The following is a 6,664-nucleotide window of genomic DNA, read 5'->3' on the forward strand; positions in this document are numbered from 1 at the left end:
GAAACCTTTCAGCGGGGACGATGTATATGGGCGCTTTGAACGATGCCAAAGGCGGCCATCAGGACCAGCATGGCCGAGCCGCCATAACTGACCATCGGCAGCGGTACTCCGACCACTGGGGCCAGCCCCATCACCATCGACATATTGACGGCAAAGAACAGGAAGAAATTCAGCGCGATCCCAAGTGTCACCAGAGACGAGAAACGATCCTTGGTCGACAGCGCCGTGACCATGCAGAAGATCAGGATCAGACCGTAAAGGATCAACAGTGTGATGCCGCCGACAAAGCCGAACTCTTCGGCCAAGGTGGTGAAGATGAAATCGGTGTGTTTTTCGGGCAGGAAGTTAAGACGTGATTGCGTTCCCTGCATGAAACCGCGCCCATTCCAGCCCCCCGAACCCAGAGCGATCTTCGATTGCGTGATGTGATATCCCGCTCCCAACGGATCGGTTGAAGGATCCAGAAACGTATCGATGCGTCGGAACTGGTAATCTTTGAGCAACTGCCATTCAGTCCCTCGGCTGTTGAACACCGCAGCAATCAGGCCAACCCCCGCTGCAATCACGGCAGCGAAATAGGCCCAATGCACCCCGGCAAGGAACATCAGACCACCACCAGCAGCCAATAACAGGATCGATGTGCCTAAGTCGGGCTGGCGCAGCACCATGAATGTAGGGATCAGGATCAGAATGACCGGGATAATCACCCAGAGCGGGCGCGAGGTTTTGTGCGCCGGCAGCCAGTCGTAATAGGCGGCCAGCACCATCACCAACGCCACTTTCATTACTTCTGAGGGTTGCAGCCGCATGAAGCCCAGATCAATCCAGCGCTGCGCCCCCATGCCGATCGTTCCAAACAGTTCGACCACGATCAGTAGACCGATCGCGCCCAGATAGGCCACAACCGACATGTTCCGCCAGAACCAGATAGGCACAAGCGCGATGATAAACATGGCTGCCAAGCCCAGACCGAACCGTTCCATTTGCGGTTCCGCCCACGGCATCCAGGATCCACCCGCGACCGAGTAGAGCATCAGGAACCCCGCGCTTGCCACGCTGATCAGCAACAGGGTGAGCGGCCAGTTCATATAAAGGAACTTGCGAAACCCCGACGGCGTGGATTTGACGGCATATTCAAGATAGCTCATGCGCGGTCCTTCTCGTCAGGACGCGCTTTGGGGCGACGGTCACCCTCCAGCCGTTTCTGTTGTTCTTTGATGCGCTCTCGGTCTCCGGCCGGATACGCCTCGAGCGGTGGCGTGCCATCGTAGAGTGCCTGCAGCATGATATCGCGCGCCACTGGGGCCGCGGCTTTGGAGCCGCCGCCGCCGTGTTCCACCACCACAGCCACAGCGTATTTCGGATTGTCATAGGGGGCGAAGCTGACGAACAGGGCATGGTCTCGGCGCTCCCATGGCAGGTCTTCGTTTCGGATCACACCTGCGGCGCGTTCTGCCTTGGTAATATTGCGCACCTGACTGGTGCCGGTTTTGCCTGCCATGCGGAACTCATCGGCGATGATGCGACTGCGATACGCGGTGCCACGCCTGTTATTCGAGACTGTGAACATGGCTTTGCGCACTTGCTCAAGGTTGTTGCGGTTCACCTGCAGCGGTTCACCCGCGCCCGAGGGCTGCTCAACCCCATTGATTGATCGAACAAGGCGTGGTTGCACGGCGCGACCTGTCGCCAAACGCGCGGTCATCACGGCCAATTGAAGCGGTGAGGCAAGCATGAACCCCTGACCGATCGACGCGTTTGCGGTGTCGCCTACCAGCCAGTCCTGTCCGTGAACCCGCTGCTTCCATTCCTGATTGGGGGCAAGCCCGGCGGCAACGGCAGACATCGGAATGTCATGTTTGATACCCAGTCCGAAGGTGCGTGCCATCTCGGAAATCCTGTCGATCCCGACACGTATTGCCACGTCGTAATAGTAGACGTCGCAACTGCGCTTCAGCGAGGTTTCAAGGTCAACCGTCCCGTGCCCGCCGCGTTTCCAGCAGTGAAAGCGGCGGCTGCCCACTTTCATGTGACCCGGACAGTACACTGTACTGGATGGGCCGATCACCCCGGCTTCGAGCGCAGCCATGGCGGTGATCATTTTGAAAGTCGATCCAGGAGGGTAGGTGCCCTGTACTGTCTTATTGGCAAGCGGGCGATACTTGTCCTGCGTCAGCATCTGGTAGTCCGCCACCGAGATCCCACGCACGAACAGGTTCGGATCGAAGCTGGGGGCCGAGCTGATGGCGCGAATGTCGCCGGTTTCGCAATCGATCACGACCGCAGCGGCGCTTTCCCCAGCCAATCGCGCCTGCGCGTATTGCTGCAGATTGGCGTCGACTGACAATTGCAAATCTGCCCCGGCTTCGCCGACCTGGCGGTCCAGCTCGCGCATCACCCGGCCTGTGGCGTTGACCTCAACCCGCTTGGCGCCCGCCTTACCGCGCAATGTGATCTCTTGCTTGGCTTCCAGCCCGACCTTACCGATCTGAAACCTTGGAATACGTAGTACCGGTTCAGGGTCTTCAATTTGGCTTAGATCGTAATCGCTGACCGGGCCGACATAGCCAACAACGTGGGCAAAATCCTCGTAACGTGGATACTGGCGCGTCATGCCGACCTCGGGCGTGACGCCAGGCAATGCAGGGGCATTGACTGCGACTTTTGAAATATCCTCCCAAGTTACCTGATCAGCCAGTGTGACCGGCAGAAACGGGGCCGATCGACGCATCTCGGTTTTGGCACGTTCGATCTCATCCTCGGTCAATGGGATCAGTTCCGAAAGCTTGGCGATAACCTTGTCGATATCGCCTGCATCCTCGCGCACGATGACGATGCGATAGGACTGAGAGTTTAATCCTATGATCTGCCCGTTCCGGTCATATATCCGGCCCCGGGTTGGTGGGATCAGACGGATGTTGATCCGGTTTTCTTCGGCCAGCAGACGGTATTCATCCGCTTGATCCACCTGCATGAACCGCATCCGGGCTGCCAGCCCCCCGACAAAGGCCGCTTGTAGCCCACCGAGGATCAAGGCGCGGCGCGGCAAACGTTTGTAAGCAAGGCCCTTGGGCTTTGATTTGCGCTGCTTCATGGCCGCACCCGTGGCATCGTGCTGTCGGCAACAGATTTGCGCCTTACGCCAAACACAGTTTGGCTCATCAAAACCATCACAGGATAGATTGCGATTGTCAGAATAACTTGCACCACTACCGGTCCCAGAGTTGCCTGTTGCACCGAGAGGATAGCAAGAATGAGGCGATTGAGCACAAACACAACCGTGATCACGGCCCCGACGGTTGCCCATTCGCCCACAAACCCGCTGTCTTTCATGCCAGCTGCAGTGGAATGAAGATAGGCTGCACCCAGAACCACTAACGCAGCAAGCAACCCGGGTGGGCGTTGCAACAGCAAATCGGCCATGAACATGACCATGGCAATGATCAGGATCGGAATATATTCCGGCCGCCGCAGCACCCATGCGTAGGTAAGAGCGATCAGTATGTCAGGAAAGGGCAGGCGATCAGGTTTTGTATCCAGCGGCAACAGGTGCAGAAACACCACAAATACCGCCAGAGCGACATAGAGACCGCGCTTGGCCCACAGATCTGAGACCGACCTATCCATCATTGACCTCGGATGGAGTCAAGGATGCTTCGGGTTGACGGGGGCCGACGATATCACCGGATTCCGTGATCGGTGGGGCCGACTGATAGCGTAGTACGCGCAGAAACTCGAGCCGCTCGAAATCTGCCGACAGCCGCACGCGCAACCTGCCACCGGGATCAACCGTGATTTGACCGATCAGCAAGCCACCGGGGAACACACCGCCATCGCCCGACGTGACAACCCGGTCACCAGGGCGCACGAGTTCCCGGTTTTCCAGAAACTCCACCGCAGGGGCTGAAGTATTGTCTCCTGCGATCAGCGCTGTCTGCCCCGAAGGTTGGATTGTCGCCGGGATCGCGCTTGAGGCATCGGTCATCAGAATTACGCGGGCGGTATCGGGGCCCACGCCCGAAATACGTCCGACCACGCCGATCCCATCCATCGTGGCCCAGCCATCCACTATCCCGTCACGCTCGCCTACGTTCAACAGCACAGATTGCCTGAAGGGTGAGCCGCTATCGGCCATCACAACTCCTGTGACATAGGTCAGGCGCGGATCGAGCCGTACGTTGTTGAGATCCAGCAGGCGGGCGTTTTCCTGTTCCAGCTGCAGCGCGGCCTCTTTCCAGGCGCGCATCAGGCGCAGCTCGCTGCGCAATTCCTGGTTCTGCTCGCTCAGCCGCTGATAGCTTTGGAAATCACGAGACAGGTTCACCAGCGCAGTGACCGGAACCATCGCCCACTCCATCGAGGGGACAACCGTGTCCACCACCTGCGCGCGGAACCGTTCGACGCGCGGGCTGTCAATGCGCCAGACGAGGAAAATACCAAGCAGGCACAGAACAACGATCCCCAGAAGCAATCGGCGCAGGGGTGTCGTGTATTCATCGCGCTGTGATCGGTCCTTTGCCACAGGTTACCTTCCCGTGCTGCTCGTGCCCGAGTTCTCACCCCATCAGGGTGCGCGCCTTAGCTTTCGTAGTCAATCGCGTGGCGCAGTTGTTTTTCGTATTCGAGTGCTTTGCCCGTGCCCAAAGCCACACAATTCAGGCTTTCATCGGCAATCGACACGGCCAGACCGGTCTGTTCGCGCAGAGCAAGGTCAAGGTCACCTAGCAAAGCTCCGCCTCCGGTCAGCATAACGCCCCGGTCCACGATATCGGCAGCCAGATCGGGCGGCGTGGTTTCCAGAGCTGTCATTACCGCCTCGCAAATCTGCTGCACGGGTTCAGACAGCGCTTCGGCCACCTGGGCCTGACTGATCTCGATTTCCTTCGGTACACCATTTAACAAGTCGCGCCCGCGAATATGCATCGACTGGCCACGTCCATCGTCTGGCATCCGTGCGGTACCGATGGTGGTCTTGATCCGTTCCGCAGTTGATTCACCCACCAGCAGGTTCTGTTGACGCCGCAGGTACGAGATGATCGCCTCATCCATCCGGTCGCCACCAACGCGGACCGAGCGGGCATAGACGATGTCGCCCAGCGACAGAACCGCGACCTCGGTGGTACCGCCGCCGATATCGACAACCATGTTGCCGGTCGGATCGGTTATCGGCATCCCCGCGCCAATCGCAGCCGCAATTGGTTCGGCAATCAGGCCCGCGCGGCGCGCTCCTGCGGACAGAACCGACTGGCGGATTGCGCGTTTTTCAACCGGGGTTGCGCCATGAGGGACGCAAACGATAATCTTGGGTTTCGAGAATGTCGAGCGTTTATGTACCTTGCGGATAAAATGCTTGATCATCTCTTCGGCGGTGTCGAAGTCCGCGATGACGCCCTCGCGCATCGGACGGATGGCTTCAATGGAGCCGGGGGTCCGGCCCAACATCAGCTTGGCGTCCTCGCCAACAGCAAGGACTTTCTTGACCCCATCCTTGACGTGGTAGGCAACGACCGAGGGCTCAGACAGGATCACTCCGCGCCCTTTGACATAAACCAGCGTGTTCGCTGTTCCAAGGTCGATAGCCATGTCCGCTGTGAACAGGCCGCCCAGATTGCCAAAGATGCCCATATTTCCCTGATCCCGTTTGTCAGAATTTCCACTGCCCGCGACTCGACGGTTCCGGGACGGATGCCTTATAGGGTGCCAACTCGCCCGGTTAAAGGGCTGATTCCGCGACAATCAGCACCTTTCCGCCTTATTGATGGAGACTTTAGAAGGCATAATGCTCTCATATCAACACATTTACCACGCTGGAAATCTGGCTGATGTGCAAAAGCACGCTTTATTGGCGTGGACGCTGCGTTATTTGACCCAAAAGGACAAACCCCTCAGCTATATCGAAACGCACTCCGGGCGTGGACTATATCACCTTGACGCGGCTGAGGCGGTTCGAACGGGTGAAGCTGTCGCCGGGATCGGGCGCGTCAGGCGCGAAGGTTGGTTTGATTCCGATCATCCAATGGCGCGGGTGCTGGATACCATACAGGCCAGTCACGGCGTGCAAGCGTATCCCGGTTCACCTCTGATTGCGGCCAACCTGCTGCGAAAACAGGATAGCCTGCATTTCGCCGAGTTGCATCCGCAGGAACATACGGCACTTTCACTGGCGCTGTCTCCTTTCGGGGCGAAGGTCTATCGGCAGGATGGGTTTGAGTTGGCCCAATCGTTGCTGCCTCCGACCCCGAGGCGGGGCATGATGCTGATCGATCCCAGTTATGAAGTGAAAGCTGAGTATGACCGTTTGCCTGGGGTGATCGCGAAGCTGCACCGCAAATGGAATGTGGGTGTGATCGCACTTTGGTATCCAATCCTGACGGACGCACGTCACAAGGCTATGATTTCGTCTCTGAAATCCGCTGGATATCCCAAAACAATTTGCCATGAGGTCACGTTCCCTCCGGCGCGGGAAGGTCATCGCATGGTCGGATCAGGTATGTTCATGTTGAATGCGCCCTTCGGGATCGAAGACGAAATGCGCCGCTTGTCGGCGCTGTTCGCTCAGCTTTGAAAAGCAAGAATTAAACAGGGAAGGCTCCCGCTCCGTTTGCCTGCATCAAAGATGCCGTCAAACGCGTTGGGCCCGGCAGCGCGCCAGAGGCGCCCTGCC

General features: G+C 58.2%; 6 protein-coding genes. 1 reads left to right on the top strand and 5 read right to left on the bottom strand.

Annotated elements, in window-relative coordinates:
- Nucleotides 1-8: 8 nt before the first annotated feature.
- Genes rodA through ACR0A1_RS15995 form a run of 5 tightly spaced genes read right to left on the bottom strand, consistent with a single transcriptional unit; the run spans nucleotide 9 to nucleotide 5,625 of the window.
- The gene (gene rodA, locus ACR0A1_RS15975; RefSeq protein ID WP_170395892.1) at nucleotides 9-1,148 is read right to left on the bottom strand and encodes a rod shape-determining protein RodA; all 1,140 of its coding nucleotides are present in this window, start codon (nucleotides 1,146-1,148) and stop codon (nucleotides 9-11) included.
- Nucleotides 1,145-3,094: a penicillin-binding protein 2 gene (gene mrdA / locus ACR0A1_RS15980; RefSeq protein WP_480868325.1), complete on the bottom strand. Its 1,950-nt coding sequence runs from the start codon at nucleotides 3,092-3,094 to the stop codon at nucleotides 1,145-1,147. Before mrdA ends, rodA begins: the two co-directional genes overlap by 4 nt.
- Complete coding sequence (locus ACR0A1_RS15985; RefSeq protein WP_170597301.1) at nucleotides 3,091-3,627, bottom strand: rod shape-determining protein MreD; 537 nt, start codon at nucleotides 3,625-3,627, stop codon at nucleotides 3,091-3,093. The genes mrdA and ACR0A1_RS15985 overlap by 4 nt, the downstream gene beginning before the upstream one ends.
- A complete protein-coding gene (mreC, locus tag ACR0A1_RS15990; RefSeq protein ID WP_170408296.1) occupies nucleotides 3,620-4,522 on the bottom strand; it encodes a rod shape-determining protein MreC in 903 nt (300 codons plus the stop codon). Before mreC ends, ACR0A1_RS15985 begins: the two co-directional genes overlap by 8 nt.
- A gap of 56 nt (nucleotides 4,523-4,578) precedes the next feature.
- Entirely contained in the window at nucleotides 4,579-5,625 is a 1,047-nt protein-coding gene (locus ACR0A1_RS15995) for a rod shape-determining protein (RefSeq protein WP_039523195.1), read from the bottom strand.
- Between the two features lie 154 nt (nucleotides 5,626-5,779).
- Between ACR0A1_RS15995 and ACR0A1_RS16000 the strand changes: the two genes are divergently transcribed.
- Nucleotides 5,780-6,565 (top strand): 23S rRNA (adenine(2030)-N(6))-methyltransferase RlmJ, encoded by a 786-nt coding sequence (locus ACR0A1_RS16000; protein WP_480868328.1) that lies wholly within the window; start codon nucleotides 5,780-5,782, stop codon nucleotides 6,563-6,565.
- The last annotated feature ends 99 nt before the right edge of the window (nucleotides 6,566-6,664 follow it).

The sequence above is a fragment of the Ruegeria sp. D6 genome (assembly GCF_056534365.1).